The 14,792-nt window shown below is 62.6% G+C and carries 10 protein-coding genes; 3 read left to right on the top strand and 7 right to left on the bottom strand.

Translation table 11 applies throughout. The annotated features are described in order from the left end of the window. Position 1: 1 nt before the first annotated feature. Positions 2 to 919 carry a glutamate/aspartate ABC transporter substrate-binding protein gene (locus ACZ9C1_RS12775; protein WP_277501759.1) on the bottom strand — a complete coding sequence of 306 codons (918 nt, stop codon included), beginning with the start codon at positions 917 to 919 and terminating at the stop codon, positions 2 to 4. A gap of 335 nt (positions 920 to 1,254) precedes the next feature. Between ACZ9C1_RS12775 and ACZ9C1_RS12770 the strand changes: the two genes are divergently transcribed. Then, positions 1,255 to 5,577: an NEL-type E3 ubiquitin ligase domain-containing protein gene (locus tag ACZ9C1_RS12770; RefSeq protein WP_476254040.1), complete on the top strand. Its 4,323-nt coding sequence runs from the start codon at positions 1,255 to 1,257 to the stop codon at positions 5,575 to 5,577. A gap of 27 nt (positions 5,578 to 5,604) precedes the next feature. On the opposite strand, the gene glpD is transcribed toward ACZ9C1_RS12770, so the two are convergent. From glpD to ACZ9C1_RS12750, 4 genes are all read right to left on the bottom strand, one after another. Then, a complete protein-coding gene (glpD, locus tag ACZ9C1_RS12765) occupies positions 5,605 to 7,143 on the bottom strand; it encodes a glycerol-3-phosphate dehydrogenase (protein WP_476254039.1) in 1,539 nt (512 codons plus the stop codon). Between the two features lie 235 nt (positions 7,144 to 7,378). Then, positions 7,379 to 8,134, bottom strand: coding sequence for a DNA-binding transcriptional repressor GlpR (glpR, locus tag ACZ9C1_RS12760; protein WP_023629017.1), 756 nt, complete (start codon positions 8,132 to 8,134; stop codon positions 7,379 to 7,381). Positions 8,135 to 8,282: 148 nt separating this feature from the next. Next, complete coding sequence (gene glpK / locus ACZ9C1_RS12755) at positions 8,283 to 9,782, bottom strand: glycerol kinase GlpK (RefSeq protein ID WP_277501756.1); 1,500 nt, start codon at positions 9,780 to 9,782, stop codon at positions 8,283 to 8,285. A 79-nt stretch (positions 9,783 to 9,861) separates the two neighbouring features. Then, positions 9,862 to 10,713, bottom strand: a complete 852-nt coding sequence (locus tag ACZ9C1_RS12750) for an MIP/aquaporin family protein (RefSeq protein ID WP_102684758.1) — start codon at positions 10,711 to 10,713, stop codon at positions 9,862 to 9,864. 305 nt (positions 10,714 to 11,018) lie between these two features. Here ACZ9C1_RS12750 and ybaK point away from each other — a divergent pair, with 305 nt between their 5' ends. Together ybaK and ACZ9C1_RS12740 are read left to right on the top strand one after the other, a co-directional pair. Beyond that, on the top strand, positions 11,019 to 11,489 hold the full coding sequence (gene ybaK, locus ACZ9C1_RS12745) for a Cys-tRNA(Pro) deacylase (RefSeq protein ID WP_139669261.1): 471 nt from the start codon (positions 11,019 to 11,021) through the stop codon (positions 11,487 to 11,489). A 98-nt stretch (positions 11,490 to 11,587) separates the two neighbouring features. Then, complete coding sequence (locus ACZ9C1_RS12740; protein ID WP_476254038.1) at positions 11,588 to 12,367, top strand: PhzF family phenazine biosynthesis protein; 780 nt, start codon at positions 11,588 to 11,590, stop codon at positions 12,365 to 12,367. A 77-nt stretch (positions 12,368 to 12,444) separates the two neighbouring features. On the opposite strand, the gene ACZ9C1_RS12735 is transcribed toward ACZ9C1_RS12740, so the two are convergent. Next, a complete protein-coding gene (locus ACZ9C1_RS12735) occupies positions 12,445 to 13,554 on the bottom strand; it encodes an ABC transporter ATP-binding protein (RefSeq protein WP_476254037.1) in 1,110 nt (369 codons plus the stop codon). Then, complete coding sequence (gene argF / locus ACZ9C1_RS12730; protein WP_476254036.1) at positions 13,551 to 14,471, bottom strand: ornithine carbamoyltransferase; 921 nt, start codon at positions 14,469 to 14,471, stop codon at positions 13,551 to 13,553. The genes ACZ9C1_RS12735 and argF overlap by 4 nt, the downstream gene beginning before the upstream one ends. Between the last annotated feature and the right edge of the window lie 321 nt (positions 14,472 to 14,792).

Here is a 14,792-nt window from a genome sequence, read left to right as displayed (position 1 = left end):
ATCAGGACTTCTTCTCGTCCGCTGCCTTGTCGGTCGGCTCGGCGATCAGCTTCTTCAGCTCGTCGCTCATCGGGAACTGCAGGTTCAGGCCCTTTGGCGGAATTGGCTGCTGGAACCACTTGTCGTAGCTCTTGTTGACTTCACCCGACTTGAAGTAGGCGACGATGGCTTCGTCGACCGCTTTCTTGAACGCAGCATCCTCCTTGCGCACCATGCAGCCGTAGATTTCGTACGACTGTGGCGTGCCGGTGATGACCCAGTCGCCAGGCTTTTTGGCCTTGGCCATTTCACCGGCCAGCAGGGCGTCGTCCATCATGAAGGCCACGGCGCGGCCGCCTTCGAGCATGTTGAAGGCTTCGCCGTGGTCCTTGGCGGAGATCACGTTCATCTTCATCTGCTTGTCGGCGTTCATCGCCTTGAGGATGCGCTCGGAGGTGGTCCCGGCGGTGGTCACCACGTTCTTGCCGGCCAGGTCCTGGAAGTCTTTATAGGACGGTTGACCATCCTTGACCTTGGTCAGCAGGCGTGTGCCGACTTCGAAGATGCCTACCGAGAAGCCGACTTGCTGCTGGCGCTCGACGTTGTTGGTGGTGGAGCCGCACTCAAGGTCCACGGTGCCGTTCTGCACCAGCGGGATGCGGGTTTGCGAGGTTACCAGGTTGTACCTGACCTTGATGTCGGTGCCCAGTTGCTTTTTCAGGGCTTCGACGACGGCCAGCTGGATGTCGTGGGAGTAACCGACCGGTGTGGTGCTGCCGGCCAGGTAGGAGAACGGAATGGAAGAGTCACGGTGGCCCAGGGTGATGGTGCCCGAATCCTTGATCTTCTTCAGAGTACCGGTCAGCTCTTCAGCCATGACCGGCGATGCGATGACTGCAGCCGCGATGGCGGCGCCCAGCAATTGACGAACGATACGCATCAAATTTTCCTCGACGTGTTTGTTTTTTTTATGGAGCCGTTGGCGGACTCTTTCGTTCAACGAATACAGCATGAAGCGGTGTGCATTCGGCTTCCAAGTGTAGAGCATGACTCGTGCCAAGCCATGCTGTCGACCTTAAACCACGTGTATTGCTCGCGCTTGACAGTCTAGAGATCCCAGTAGCGTTCGTTTTGCCGAATGAATGCTGCTTTCCCGTTCGGTTGTCCGAACGCATTGCGCTACAACACCTTGCGTGTGTGCATGCGGTAACTAGGCAGTGCCCGGTACATGCTTGGGCGTAGTGAGCTGTCCTCTTTGCCTGGAGAGCTCCGCAGATGTCACCGCACCAGCCCCCGAAAGGCTCCATCGATAGCCTGATTGCCCAGAACCTGCCCCGATGGCTAGTCGACCACGCGCAACCGGAAAGGCTCGATGCGTTACGTAACGCCCTGCGCCGACAGGCGAACTGCAATGCTCGGCTTGGCCCGATCCTCCAGGCCATCCCTTCTCTGCAGGCCTACACAGCAGCGTTGCTCACAACGAAACTGCGCAACAGCGGCATCAGCAACCCGGATGTGAACAGCTGCAAGGTGCGGATCTCGAAGCGGTTGTTGCTGCCCAGCGCTTCGCCTGCTCTGCTGCGGCCAACCTATGTTCGCCGCTCCAGGCGCTCTTTGCTGGCGGCGGCGCTGCATAATTATCATCGCAAGGAAACGCGCCCCGCGCTGATGCTCAAAGGTGAACTGGTCGATGGCGACGGCAAACGCCTGCCAATGAGCTTCCATGCGTTTGCCTCCGCGTGTCGTGAAATCGATGCCGGTGGCAAGTACCAGGCGTTGCTCACCCACCATCTGCAGCCTGAAGATGGCCCCCAGGATGAGCCGGGCCAGGCCACCGCTCGCTTGCACGGGCAGTTCGAGGCGAGTTTCAGGGCCAATTTCGAGGTGGCGATGCGGATCGCTGTGTTCAAAGGCGAAATTGACGAGCGCACATATTGGTTGTTGTTGCCGCTTGTTGCCGAAAAGCCGGTGGTGCCTGCGCGGGTTGGTACTGTTGTACCCCGACAGCTGTACCTGCTGGGCCGCCCGATTCAAGGTGTGCTGACGCTGGAAGTGCGTCCCTCGACGGATGGTGCAGTCGAGTCGGTGGTGCTTTGGATACCCGGTGACCCGCTTGCGCCTGTCTCCGGCCATGCCAGCTGGAACGCCCTCGACACCTACCTCGGAAAGCGCTTTCTCAAGCCGGCATATCGTCGCTTTTTCGCACGCTTCATTAGCGAGCGAGAGCGGGTCAATTTTTATCGTGTATTGAACGAACGGGTCGCACAGGCACAGGCCGCTGGGGTAGAACTTGACGCCCGTTGCGCAGCGATCACTGATGCGCCGTTTGCCCACCTGCGCCGGCAATTCATCGCCAAGATCAGGGATGACGCCAAAGTGCTCGCCGTGCCCACCGATGTCGAGGATGACGAAGACCGCGAAGCGCGCATGCAGGGCTACAAAGAGCTGGGTATGGACTTGCTGAACGTGGTGGGGTTCTTCGTGCCGGTGCTGGGTGAAGTGTTGCTGGTGGCCAACGCGGTACAGCTGGCTGATGAAGCGTATGAAGGGTACGAAGATTGGCGCATGGGGGATCGCGAAGGGGCGTTGAACCACCTGTTCAACGTTGCCGAAAACGTTGTGGTAGGCGGGATGATCGCCGCTGGCAGCAAAATTGCCGTGCGCGCCCTGGAGCGTGTGGCCTTCGTGGATGAATTGGCGCCGGTATGCCACGCTGCTGGCAAGGTCAAGCTCATGGCCACGGACCTGCCAGGTTACGATACCCAACCGGTGCGTGGTGTCGGCGCGCAGGAATGGCTCTGGCACCTCAATGAGGGGCGTTACAGGGTGATGGAGGATCCTCAGGATGGCCGCTCCAGGATCCTGCATCCTGATCGTCCCAGTGCCTACCGGCCGCTGATCGAACAGGACGGAGCCGGCGGCTGGCGCCATGAACTCGAAGCTCCCCAGGGCTGGGAAGGGCGGGCCAATCTGGTACGCCGCTTGAGTACACCGCTGGCACAACTACCGGCGCAGGCATGCGACTACCTGCTGCAGGTGACAGGGCTGAGTGAAGCACAGATTCGCCGTTTGCACGTCGAACACACGGGCGCACCTGCACGGTTGCTCGATGCCTTGGAGCTCTATCAGGCACATGAGCGCAATCCGGACTTCAGCGCACCGCAACTGGCGCAGCACGTCGCTGCTCGGCAAGTGCGGCCCAACGGCATCGAGCGGCTGGTGCAGCACACTTTTCCGGGCCTGTCGGCTCGCTGTACGCATGAGCTGCTCAAGCACTGCAGCGGGGCGCAGCTCGATACGCTCAGCGCCACGCAGCGGATCCCTTTGGCGGTGGCCGAGCGCGCACGGTGGTCACTGCGCGAGAGCCGTCTGGACAGGGCATGCGCCGGTTTGCGTCTGCCGCGCTGCGTCAATCCCGACACCGAACGCCTGGCCTTGGGTTTGCTGAAGCGTCAAGTGAAGTGGCCGGACACCTTGCGCATAGAAGTGCGCGACAGTAGCCCTGATGGCCGGTATCTGACTGGCATCGGCGCCGAGGCTGCAGAGGACGTACGGTGTATCGTGCGCCGCAGCGACGGCTACCACTACGTCGGCCAAGCCACGTCCGGTTCATATCTTGCGGCACTGTTGGCTGCGCTGGATGAGACGCAGACAGCCGATCTTGGCGACGCCGCGGCCAGTCCTGACGCCTTGGGCACGTTGCTGATCGAGGCCGCTGCCGGTGACCGTACCCAGGCGGCCGAGCTCTGTGGCATGCCCCGGCTGGGCGTTGGCCTGCGCCCCCCGAGCCGTTTGGGGGATGGGCGTCTCGGTTATGTCTTGAGTGGGCGAGGCGAGAGCAGCCGGCGTGCGATCGGTCGGGGTATTCACCAAGTGTTTCCGACAATGACTGACGGAGAACTGCAAGCCTATCTGCTCGACCTCATGGAGCGGCGAGTCGGGTTGTGGGAGCACTATAGCCAGCTCATGGATCAGCTCACGCGCCTGCGTCAGGGCCTGCGCCAGTGGCGCAGGGACGCCAGTAACCCGCTGGACGCGCTACGCCGCCGCCGGGTCGCCACCGCCGTAAGGCGCAGTTGGCGGCGCAAGATTACCGACGAGGCCGGGGACTACGCGCTGATCATCACCGGAGAGCGTGTCGGTACCCTGCCCAATTTACCGGAGGGGGTGAGCTTTGATCATGTGCGACGGCTGATCCTCAGTGACTTGAGCCTTGGTGAAATCAATGGGGACTTTCTTCGGCGCTTTCCCAATCTGGTTGAGCTCGACCTGTCTGGCAATCGCCTGACTGCTGTTCCTCAGGGCATTGAACGGTTGCCCCGTCTGCGGCATTTGAACCTGCGCCGCAACAGGGTAGTGATGGACGAGGCCGGTGAATTGCGTCTGGCTGGGAGTGGCGCCCTGCGGTACCTGGACCTGAGCCAAAACCCGTTGGGAAGGGCGCCGATACTCACTCGCCTGGGCAATCTGCGTGAAGTCAACCTGCGCGCCGCGGGCCTGGAGGTGTTGCCTGAGCGAATTTCGTTTCGTGCCCACGTGGACTTGCGTAACAACAACATCCGCACACTGCGCCAGGAATTGCACCAGTTGCGCTTGCAGGTGCACCAGTTGTCCTTGCATGACAATCCACTGAGCGAAGCTGACGGATTGCTGCTGGATGAGGCACGAGGTGTGACGCCGGGGCATTGGGGGTCAGCGTCCGCACGCCACCGTGCAATCGACAGCGATCTGTTCGACAACTGGGCCAACCGTGCAGGCGACGGCGAACGTGATCGCCAGCAGGCAATATGGACAGCACTGCGTGGGGAACCAGAATCGGAAGGATTGTTCCGCTTTCTGGCGGACTTCGCCATTACCGAGGACTTCGAACAGCACCCAGGGCATTATCGCAGCCGTATCTGGCGGATTCTGGACGCGTGCGAGCAGCACGAGCGGTTGCGCCAACAATTGTTTCTCGAGGCCTCTGGCCGACGCAGTTGTGTAGACCGGTTATTGATTCTGCTGGAGCAGATGGAGCTTGGCGTTCTGGTAGTGCGTGCTGTCGAAGATACCCATGGCAACCGGATCGAAGCCCGTTTGCTGAACCTTGGGCGCGGATTGTTTCGACTGGACGAGGTCGACCGCCTGGCGACGCTGCACGTGCAGCGCATGCGTGCCGAGCACGCCCCACTCATCGATGAGATCGAGACCAGGCTTTTCTATCGGCAGCGTCTTGCCCGCCCGCTGGGCTTGCCTATCGAGATCGACGAAATGCATTTTCCCGGTTTTGCAAACATCACTACCAGTGACCTGCTGCGGGCGCAGGACACGGTGCTGCAAAATGAAACGACAGATGCCTTGATTACCGCTTTGGCACAGCGGCCTTTCTGGGAGCAATACGCGCGGGAGTCCTATGCACAGCGATTTGAAGCGTTGCTGCAACCACTCCACGAGCGCATGGAGGCCGTGCAGGCTCAGGTCGATGAGCAAGTGATCAACGAAAGCGAGTTTCTACAACGCTGTGAAGCCCTGAGGACTGATTACGAACGCAGCGAGCGGGCGTTGCTGGTGCGTTTGGCGCGCGAAGCCCACGAGCGTTGGCCGGGTACGCCCTCTTGAACCATTAAGAGGGCTTCACGGTCACTGTCAGGCTGCGCGGCTATTGGCACGCAGCTTGCGGGCTTGCTGCAGATACGCCTCCAAAGCCATCTGCTCCTGCGCGGTCAGCGACAGGCCCAGCTTGGTACGACGCCAGAGGATGTCAGCGGCTTGCTCAGCCCACTCTTCCTTCAGCAGGTAGTCTACCTCGCGGGTGAAAAGCCCGGCCCCGATAGCCTGTCCTAACCCCTCGGGCCCATCGATGCCATCGAGCAGCCGCCACACACGGCTGCCGTAGGTGAGCACCCAGCGTTTGGCGATGTCGGCAGGCAACCAACCGCAACGTGCCAGTACGGCATCGATCAGCGCCTGCACCGTTGTCATCCCTTCAGCGCCTGGCAGTGGCGCGTCGGCAGTCCAGCTGCCGCGCATCTGGGTAAAGAAGGGCTTGAGTTCAGCCATGGCCGATTCGGCCAGCTTGCGGTAGGTGGTGAGCTTGCCGCCGAACACTGACAGGAGCGGCGCCTGGCCTGTTGGGGCGGAGAGGGCGAGCGTGTAGTCGCGGGTCACTGCCGACGGGTTGTCCGACTCGTCGTTGCACAACGGCCGCACCCCGGAGTAGGTATGCAGGATGTCGGCTTGGCTCAGTTGATGGTTGAAGTGCTCGTTGACGACCTTCAGCAGGTAGTGGGTTTCCTGCTCGGTGATCGCTACCTTGGCCGGGTCGCCGCTGTACTCGCGATCGGTGGTGCCGATCAGGGTGAAACGGTCCAGGTAAGGGATGCAGAAGACGATGCGTTGGTCTTCGTTCTGCAGGATGTAGGCGTGGTCGCCTTCGTACAGGCGCGGCACGATGAGGTGGCTGCCCTGGATCAGGCGAATGCCGTACGGCGCGTCGAGCTTGAGGTCGTCCTTGATGAAGCTGGCGACCCATGGGCCGGCGGCGTTGACCAGGGCGCGCGCACGAATGGTCTGCAGGCTGCCATCGGCGTGTTGCAAGTCTACCTGCCAGAGGCCATCGACACGTTCGGCCCGCAAGCAGCGGGTGCGGGTGAGAATGTCGGCACCGTGTTCGCGCGCGGCCATGGCGTTGAGCACGACCAGGCGGGCGTCATCGACGGCGCAGTCGGCATATTCGAAGCCGCGGGTAATGGTGGGTTTTAGCGGGTAGCCAGGGCCGAAGCGCAGGCTGCGCGAAGCGCCCAGGCGCTTGCGCTTGCCGAGGTGATCGTAAAGGAACAAACCGGCGCGGATCATCCAGGCCGGGCGCAGGTGCGGGCGATGAGGCAGCACAAAACGCATGGGTTTGACGATGTGCGGTGCCTTGGCCAGCAGTACTTCGCGTTCGGCCAGCGCTTCGCGCACCAGGCGGAACTCGTAGTGCTCCAGATAGCGCAGGCCGCCGTGGATCAGTTTGCTGCTGGCCGAGGAGGTGTGCTGGGCCAAGTCGTCCTTTTCGCAAAGGAACACCTTGAGGCCGCGCCCGGCGGCATCGGCAGCAATGCCCACGCCATTGATGCCACCGCCGATAACGGCGAGGTCGTAGCAGTCTTGGAGGGGTGGCTGGGACGAAACGGGCTGGGACACGGGCAAGGCCTCCTGGGGCTGTTCACATCGAATGTGAACATCAATGTTCGTTTCCGAAAATAGTAGCGTAATGAACAGGCGGCTGCCAGTCAGTCTTCATAGAAAAAACTGATCGGATGACAGGGAAATGAACATTTGCGAAAAGGCAGGGTGTCGATTTGCAAGGCAGAGATCAAGTGCCGCCGGGACGGTACTCGACCCAGCGGTACGCAAGGGGCGGGGCGAGCCCTTGGACTCAAACCACGTCGAGGCGGATCTTGTACTGGTTGAGCAGCTGGGTCAGGGCCGGGGAAGGCGCCTGGTCGGTCACCAGGCAGTCGACCAGGCTGATCGAGCCCAGGCGAACCATGGCATTGCGGCCGAACTTGCTAGAGTCCGCGGCCAGTAGCACCTGGCGAGCATTGGCGATGATTGCCTGGGATACCCGTACTTCCTGGTAGTCGAAGTCCAGCAGGCTGCCGTCCTCATCGATGCCGCTGATGCCGACCACGGCGAAATCGACCTTGAACTGGTTGATGAAGTCGACGCTCGCCTGGCCGACCACGCCACCGTCGCGGCGTACCGTGCCGCCGGCCACCAGCACTTCGAAGTCGTCCTTGGCCGCCAGGATCGCCGCCACGTGCAGGTTGTTGGTGATGACTTTCAGGTGATTGTGGTTGAGCAGGGCGCGGGCGATGGATTCGGTGGTGGTGCCGATGTTGATGAACAGCGAGGCATGGTCGGGAATCTGCCGGGCCACGGCGTCGGCGATGCGTTGCTTCTCGTCGCGCATCTGGTCGGCGCGCATGGCGTAGGCGGTGTTTTCGATGCTCGAGTCGTAGGCGGCGCCACCATGGTAGCGGCGTAACAGGTTGGCTTCGGCGAGCTGGTTGATATCGCGGCGGATGGTCTGTGGGGTGACGACGAACAGCTGCGCCATTTCCTCGATGCTGACATAGCCGCGTTCGCGGACCAGCTCGAGGATTTGTTGTTGGCGTGGAGGCAGATTCATGGGCGGTCCTTTGGGGCAGCCGGACAAATTCTGCAATGATGCCGTAGGTCGTGGTGTAGGACCAGTCTGGTTAATGCGTAAAGGCTTACCGCGGGGCAAGTCGCATCGACGGTACGCCGCTGCGACTTGCCCCGCGATGTTTGTGGGATCAGTCGTCGTGATCTTCCCAGTCGCGGGTGCGATCGACAGCCTTGCGCCAGCCCTTGTACAGCTTCTCTTTGGCCGTTTCGTCCAGTTGCGGGCTGAACTCGCGCTCGATGATCGCCTTGTCGCGCAGCTCGTCCAGGCCGCTCCAGAAACCGCAGGCCAGGCCCGCCAGGTAGGCCGCGCCCAGCGCTGTGGTTTCGCGCATTTTCGGACGCTCGACGCAGGTGCCGAGAATGTCGGCCTGGAACTGCATGAGGAAGTTGTTGGCCACCGCGCCACCGTCCACACGCAGTTCGGACAGGCGCTGGCCGCAGTCCTGCTGCATGGCGTCGAGCACGTCGCGGGTCTGGTAGGCGATCGACTCCAGGGCGGCACGGATGATGTGATCGACCTTGACGCCACGGGTCAGGCCGAACAGCGCCCCCCGGGCATACGGGTCCCAGTAGGGCGCGCCCAGGCCGGTGAAGGCCGGCACCAGGTAAACGCCGTTGCTGTCCTTGACCTTGCTGGCGAAGTATTCGGTGTCGTAGGCGTCGTTGACGATCTTCAGTTCGTCGCGCAGCCACTGCACGGTGGAGCCACCGTTGAAGACCGCGCCTTCGAGGGCGTAGGCCACTTCGCCACGCGGGCCGCAGGCGATGGTGGTGAGCAGGCCATGGGACGACTGCACCGCCTTGTCGCCGGTGTTCATCAGCAGGAAGCACCCGGTACCGTAGGTGTTCTTGGCCTGGCCGGGCTCCACGCACATCTGGCCGAACAGGGCCGATTGCTGGTCGCCGGCGATACCGGCGATGGCGATGCCGCTCTTGGTATGGCCGTAGACTTCGGACGACGGACGAACCCGGGGCAGCATCTGGCTTGGGATGCCGAGGATATCGAGGAGCTTGTCGTCCCATTGCAGGCTGTGGATGTTGAACATCAGCGTGCGCGAGGCGTTGGTGTAGTCGGTGACATGCACCTTGCCGCCGGAGAACTTCCAGATCAGCCAGGTATCGATGGTGCCGAACAGCAGCTCGCCACGCTCGGCGCGTTCACGCACGCCCTCGACGTTATCGAGGATCCACTTGAGCTTGGTGCCGGAGAAGTACGGGTCGGTGACCAGGCCAGTGGCCTCGCGGATGTACTGCTCATGGCCGTCGCGCTTGAGCTGGGCGCAGATCTCGGTGCTGCGCCGGCATTGCCAGACGATGGCGTTGTACACCGGGCGCCCGGTTTCCTTGTCCCAGACGACGGTGGTTTCGCGCTGGTTGGTGATGCCGATGGCTGCGACCTGGGCGTGGCTGATGCCGGCCTGGGCCAGGGCCTCGACCATGGTCGCGCTCTGGGTGGCGAAGATTTCCATCGGGTCGTGCTCGACCCAGCCCGCCTGTGGGTAGTGCTGGGCGAACTCACGCTGCGAGGTGCCCACCACGTTGGCGTCGCGATCGAAGATGATGGCGCGCGAACTGGTGGTGCCCTGGTCCAGGGCGATGATGTAGTTCTTGTCCAGGGTATCGGTCATGTCGGTGGCCTTGCACGAATATGGGAGTAGGTCAGGGCGTGGCGGGCGCCGGCCTTGCGGTCCGGGCCCGGCGCTGGCATCAGGAAACCTGGGTGTCGCCCTGAGGATTATCGTCTGTCTGCTGGGTCACGGCTTGTGTCGTCGGCAAGTTGCGGGCGATCAGCCCGCGGTACAGGGCCGCGCCCAGGCTGGCACCGAGGATCGGCGCGAACACCGGTACCAGGAAATACGGAATATCGCGCCCGCCGGTGAAGGCGATTTCGCCCCAGCCGGCCAGGAAGGTCATGAGTTTAGGCCCGAAATCGCGCGCCGGGTTCATCGCAAAGCCGGTCAGCGGGCCCATCGCGCTACCGATCACGGCGATCAGCAGGCCGATCAGCAGGGGGGCGGTGGCGCCGCGGGGCAGGCCATTGTTGTCGTCGGTCAGGGCCATGATCACCGCCATCAGGATGGCGGTAATGATCACTTCGACCAGGAAGGCCTGCCCGGTGGACAGCGCCGGATGCGGGTAGGTGGAGAACACCGAGGCCAGCTCGAGACTGGCCTGGCTGCCACGCAGCATGGCGTGGCTTTGTTCGAAATCGAAGAACAGGTTGCTGTACAGGAAGTACACCAACGCGGCGCCGCAGAATGCGCCGCACACCTGGGCGAGCATGTAGAACGGCAGCTTGCGCTTGTCGAAGCCGGCGAACACGGCGAGCGCAATGCTGACCGCCGGGTTCAGGTGCGCGCCGGACACGCCTGCGGTGAGGTAGATCGCCATGCTCACCCCGACCCCCCAGATGATGCTTATCTCCCACAGGCCAAAGCTGGCACCGGCGACCTTGAGCGCGGCGACACAGCCGGTACCGAAGAAGATGAGCAGGGCAGTGCCGAGGAATTCGGCCAGGCACTGGGCAGATAGCGTGGGTTGTCGTAGAGCAGTCGTCATGTATGACCTCGGTTCTTGTTGTTGTGAGGCGCTGGGCGCTCGACAGCAAAAAGCCCGGAGTCGATCCCCATTGACGCCGGGCGGGTACAGGAAGCGCACCTTATAGGTGCACCATTTATTCATAAACGAAAAAATATAGACAAGAAACGCTGATGTCAAAGGTCGAAAATGAACGCATGGCCACATTCTGACTGCCATGCCGCGCCGTGAATCCCTGGCCGCTGCTCTAGCCTGGGTCGTGCACTGGCTGCCCCGGCGGATTTACCCTAAAGTACCGAGCGACTTATGATCGCCTGGAGCCGTTGATGACCCCCGCCCTGGACCTGCTGAAAAAGGCGCGTGCCGAGCACCGCGTGCACAGCTACGAACATGATCCGAAATCTGCGTCGTACGGCCTGGAAGCGGCGGAAAAGCTCGGCCTTGACCCATTGCGGGTGTTCAAGACGCTGCTTGCCAGCAGCGAAAAAGGCGAGCTGCTGGTGGCGGTGGTGCCGGTGGGCGGGACGCTCGATCTGAAGGCGTTGGCCCATGCGGCCGGCGTGAAGAAGTGCGAGATGGCCGACCCGCAGGCTGCCCAGCGTGCCACGGGCTACCTGGTTGGCGGGATCAGCCCGCTGGGGCAGAAGAAGCGCCTGCGCACTTTTATCGACCAAACCGCGCAACAACATGAAACGATTCATGTGAGCGCTGGCCGCCGTGGCCTCGAAGTGGAGCTGGCGGCAACGGTGCTCGCTACCCACACCCAGGCACAGTTCGCCGAGATCGGCCGCGGTTAACATCTGTACTGATTGAAAATCCACGACGCTGTCACTGTCGGCCGCTGGCGGCATGTCGCATGCTCGGGCGGTTGACAGCCCAATACAGGAGTCGTGGCATGCAGTTGCATTATCATCAGGTGGACGCCTTCAGCGATCGCCCTTTTGCCGGCAACCCGGCCATCGTCTACCGCCTGGAACAGTGGCTTGACGGCAGGCTGATGCAGCAGATCGCCGCCGAGCACAACCTCGCCGAAACCGCGTTCGTGGTAGCTGAAGGCGCGGGGTATCGGATCCGCTGGTTCACTCCTGGCACCGAGGTGCCCTTGTGCGGCCACGCCACCCTGGCCAGTGCCCACGTGCTGTTCGAGGTCTATGGCGTAGACGCATCGCACCTGGATTTTCACTGCCAATCCGGCCGGTTGGGCGTCAGTCGTGAGGGCGGGCGCCTGTGGCTGGACTTCCCACGCGTCGACCCGCAGCCGCTGGCTGAGCCGGTCCCGGTGGCCGAAGCGCTGGGCTGTGAGGTTCGGGAGGTTTACCAGGCCCGCGAGCTGCTGGTGGTGCTCGGCTCGGAGCAGGCGGTGCGCGCCTGCAGGCCGGACATGGCGGCGCTGGCCCGCTTGCCGGGGCCGGGGGTGATCGTGACGGCGCCGGGCGAAGAGCATGATTTCGTGTCGCGCTATTTTGCGCCGGGTATCGGTATCCCTGAGGATCCGGTCACCGGTTCAATCCACTGCTCGCTCATTCCTTTCTGGGCGGCACGCCTGGGCAAACCGCAGCTGCACGCGTTCCAGCGCTCGACACGCGGTGGCGAGCTGTTCTGCCGGCTGGAAGGGGAGCGGGTGAAGATCGGTGGACAGGCCCGCCTGGTGGCCTCTGGTACTTTGAGGGTGTGATGCAAAGCGATCAGGGCAAGCGCGCCCACGCCTGCGACAGGCGCGGGAGCGGGCTTGCCCCGCGATGCTGTCGAACCTCAGAGCGCCGAGCTGATGCGACGCACGCCGTTCTCCTGGCGCGGTAGCTGCGCAGCAACGCTACCGGGGACCGGGAACAGCACGAGATGATCGGCGGCCACGGCGATGCCGACGTCCTGGCCGAGCGAGTGGTCGTTGTGGCTGGGGAAGATCGCTTCTAGCTGGCTGCCGGTGGGAAGCTGCAGGCGATACAAGGTCGAAGCGCCGAGGAAGCTTTTGCCGATGACCTGTGCCCGTAGCGTGCTGTCGGGGGCATGGATGATATCGTCGGGGCGCAACAACACGTCCACCGAGCTTCCGGGCGCCATGGTATAGGCCCGGTTGCCGCGCAGCTCGCCGAGTTCGGTGGTCACTGCCTCGTGGCCGCTCATCTGGCCGCGAATGAAGTAACCCTGGCCGATGAAGCTGGCGACGAACGGCGTTTGCGGCTCGTGGTAGAGGTTGTAGGGCGTGTCCCACTGTTCCAGGCGCCCCTCCTTGAACACCCCCACGTGGTCGCTGACGGCAAAGGCTTCTTCCTGGTCGTGGGTGACCAGGATGGCGCTGGTGCCGCGGCTCTTGAGGATGTCGCGGACCTCATGGCTCAAGCGTCGGCGCAGCTCCACGTCGAGGTTGGAGAAGGGTTCGTCAAGCAACAGCAGCTGTGGCTTCGGTGCAAGCGCCCGGGCCAGGGCCACGCGTTGCTGCTGGCCGCCCGACAGCTCGTGCGGGAAACGGCCGCCGAGGCCAGCCAGCTTGACCAGTTCGAGCATCTCCTCGATCACCATGGCCTGGTGCGGGTGCTTGCCGATGCCGAAGGCGATGTTCTGCGCGACGGTCAGGTGGGGGAACAGCGCGTAGTCCTGGAACACCATGCCGATCCGGCGTTTCTCCGGCGCCAGGGTGAACCCGGCGCGGGAGATGACCTCGCCGCCCAGCTGGATCTCGCCTTCGTGCACCGGCTCGAACCCGGCGATGGCGCGCAGCGTGGTGGTCTTGCCGCAACCGGAGGACCCTAGCAGGCAACCGATGTCGCCCGCGTTGAGGTGCAGGTTGAGGTTCTGGACGATGCGCTGGTCGCCATAGCCGCAGGCCAGGTTGCGCAAGTTGAGCAGTAGCTGTTGACTCATGCGTGGTGGTAAGCCGGTTCTACAAGGAATTCCAGAAGGGCCTTCTGCGCATGCAGGCGGTTCTCAGCTTCGTCCCAGGCGACCGAACGGGGGTCGTCGAGCAGGTCCTGGCTGATCTCCTCGCCACGGTGGGCGGGCAGGCAATGCATGAACAGGGCGTCGGGTGCCGCCAGGTCGAGCAGTTCGCGGGTGACCTGGTAAGGCGCGAAATGCGCCAGGCGCCGTGCAGTTTCCTCTTCCTGGCCCATGGAAGTCCAGACATCCGTGGTCACCAGGTGGGCGCCGCGAACAGCTTCCTTCGGGTCGCGGACGATCTGCACGCGGTCGCCACCCAGTTGCAGGAAGCGCGGATCGGGCTCGTAGCCTTCAGGGCAAGTGATGCGCAGCTGGAAATCGAACTGCACGGCAGCTTCGATATAGGAGTTGCACATGTTGAAGCCGTCGCCGACCCAGGCCACGGTCTTGCCCTGGATCGCGCCACGGTGCTCGAAGAAGGTCTGCATGTCGGCCAGCAGCTGGCAGGGGTGCGATTCGTCGGACAGGCCATTGATGACCGGCACCTTCGAGTTGGCGGCGAATTCGGTGAGGGTGCTGTGGGCGTGGGTACGGATCATCACCGCGTCGACCATGCTCGACAGCACGATGGCGCTGTCGGCGATCGGCTCGCCGCGGCCCAGTTGGGTGTCGCGCGGCGACAGGAAGATCGCCTGGCCGCCAAGCTGGATCATGCCCGCTTCGAAGGACACTCGGGTACGGGTCGAGGATTTCTCGAAGATCATCCCCAGCACGCGGTTCTTCAACGGCTCGAACAGCACGCCTCGTTTACGCAGGTCCTTCAGCTCGATGCCGCGACGGATCACGCCGAGCAATTCGTCAGCGGTGAAATCCAGCAGGGAGAGAAAGTGCCTAGCGCTCATGATTGACTACCTTATCTGCAACGTTTTGCAGGTCGACCGTATGGGTTTTGTTGACAACGGGAGTGACCTGCGGCGTAAGCCGCACGGGGCGGACGGAATAGGGAAAGGCGCAATACTATAATTAAATGTCGCCTGAAACCAAGAGGGGAAACAGCGCCTCTGTGTCAAAGGGTGTCGTAAGCCTTTGGCGAGCAGCTGTTTTTTATTTGCTACAGCGGTTGTACACGGCTCGATGCGCGTTTGGCAAACCTGTTGTCGTGAACCGTCTGCCTGATGTCGTCCGATTCACGCTGCGAACCTCGCTGGCGGGCATCGGTTGGC

This window comes from Pseudomonas sp. TE21435, from assembly GCF_056279265.1.
Note: the sequence above shows the minus strand (reverse complement) of the source record. Positions and strands in the feature narration are given on the sequence as shown.

Bases quoted from the DNA above. Each gene is read 5' to 3' on its own strand.
- ybaK (WP_139669261.1), top strand. From the start codon at position 11,019: ATGACCCCCGCCCTGGACCTGCTGAAAAAGGCGCGTGCCGAGCACCGC.
- ACZ9C1_RS12775 (WP_277501759.1), bottom strand. From the start codon at position 919: ATGCGTATCGTTCGTCAATTGCTGGGCGCCGCCATCGCGGCTGCAGTC.
- glpR (WP_023629017.1), bottom strand. From the start codon at position 8,134: ATGAATCTGCCTCCACGCCAACAACAAATCCTCGAGCTGGTCCGCGAA.
- argF (WP_476254036.1), bottom strand. From the start codon at position 14,471: ATGAGCGCTAGGCACTTTCTCTCCCTGCTGGATTTCACCGCTGACGAA.
- ACZ9C1_RS12740 (WP_476254038.1), top strand. From the start codon at position 11,588: ATGCAGTTGCATTATCATCAGGTGGACGCCTTCAGCGATCGCCCTTTT.
- glpK (WP_277501756.1), bottom strand. From the start codon at position 9,782: ATGACCGATACCCTGGACAAGAACTACATCATCGCCCTGGACCAGGGC.
- ACZ9C1_RS12750 (WP_102684758.1), bottom strand. From the start codon at position 10,713: ATGACGACTGCTCTACGACAACCCACGCTATCTGCCCAGTGCCTGGCC.
- ACZ9C1_RS12770 (WP_476254040.1), top strand. From the start codon at position 1,255: ATGTCACCGCACCAGCCCCCGAAAGGCTCCATCGATAGCCTGATTGCC.
- ACZ9C1_RS12735 (WP_476254037.1), bottom strand. From the start codon at position 13,554: ATGAGTCAACAGCTACTGCTCAACTTGCGCAACCTGGCCTGCGGCTAT.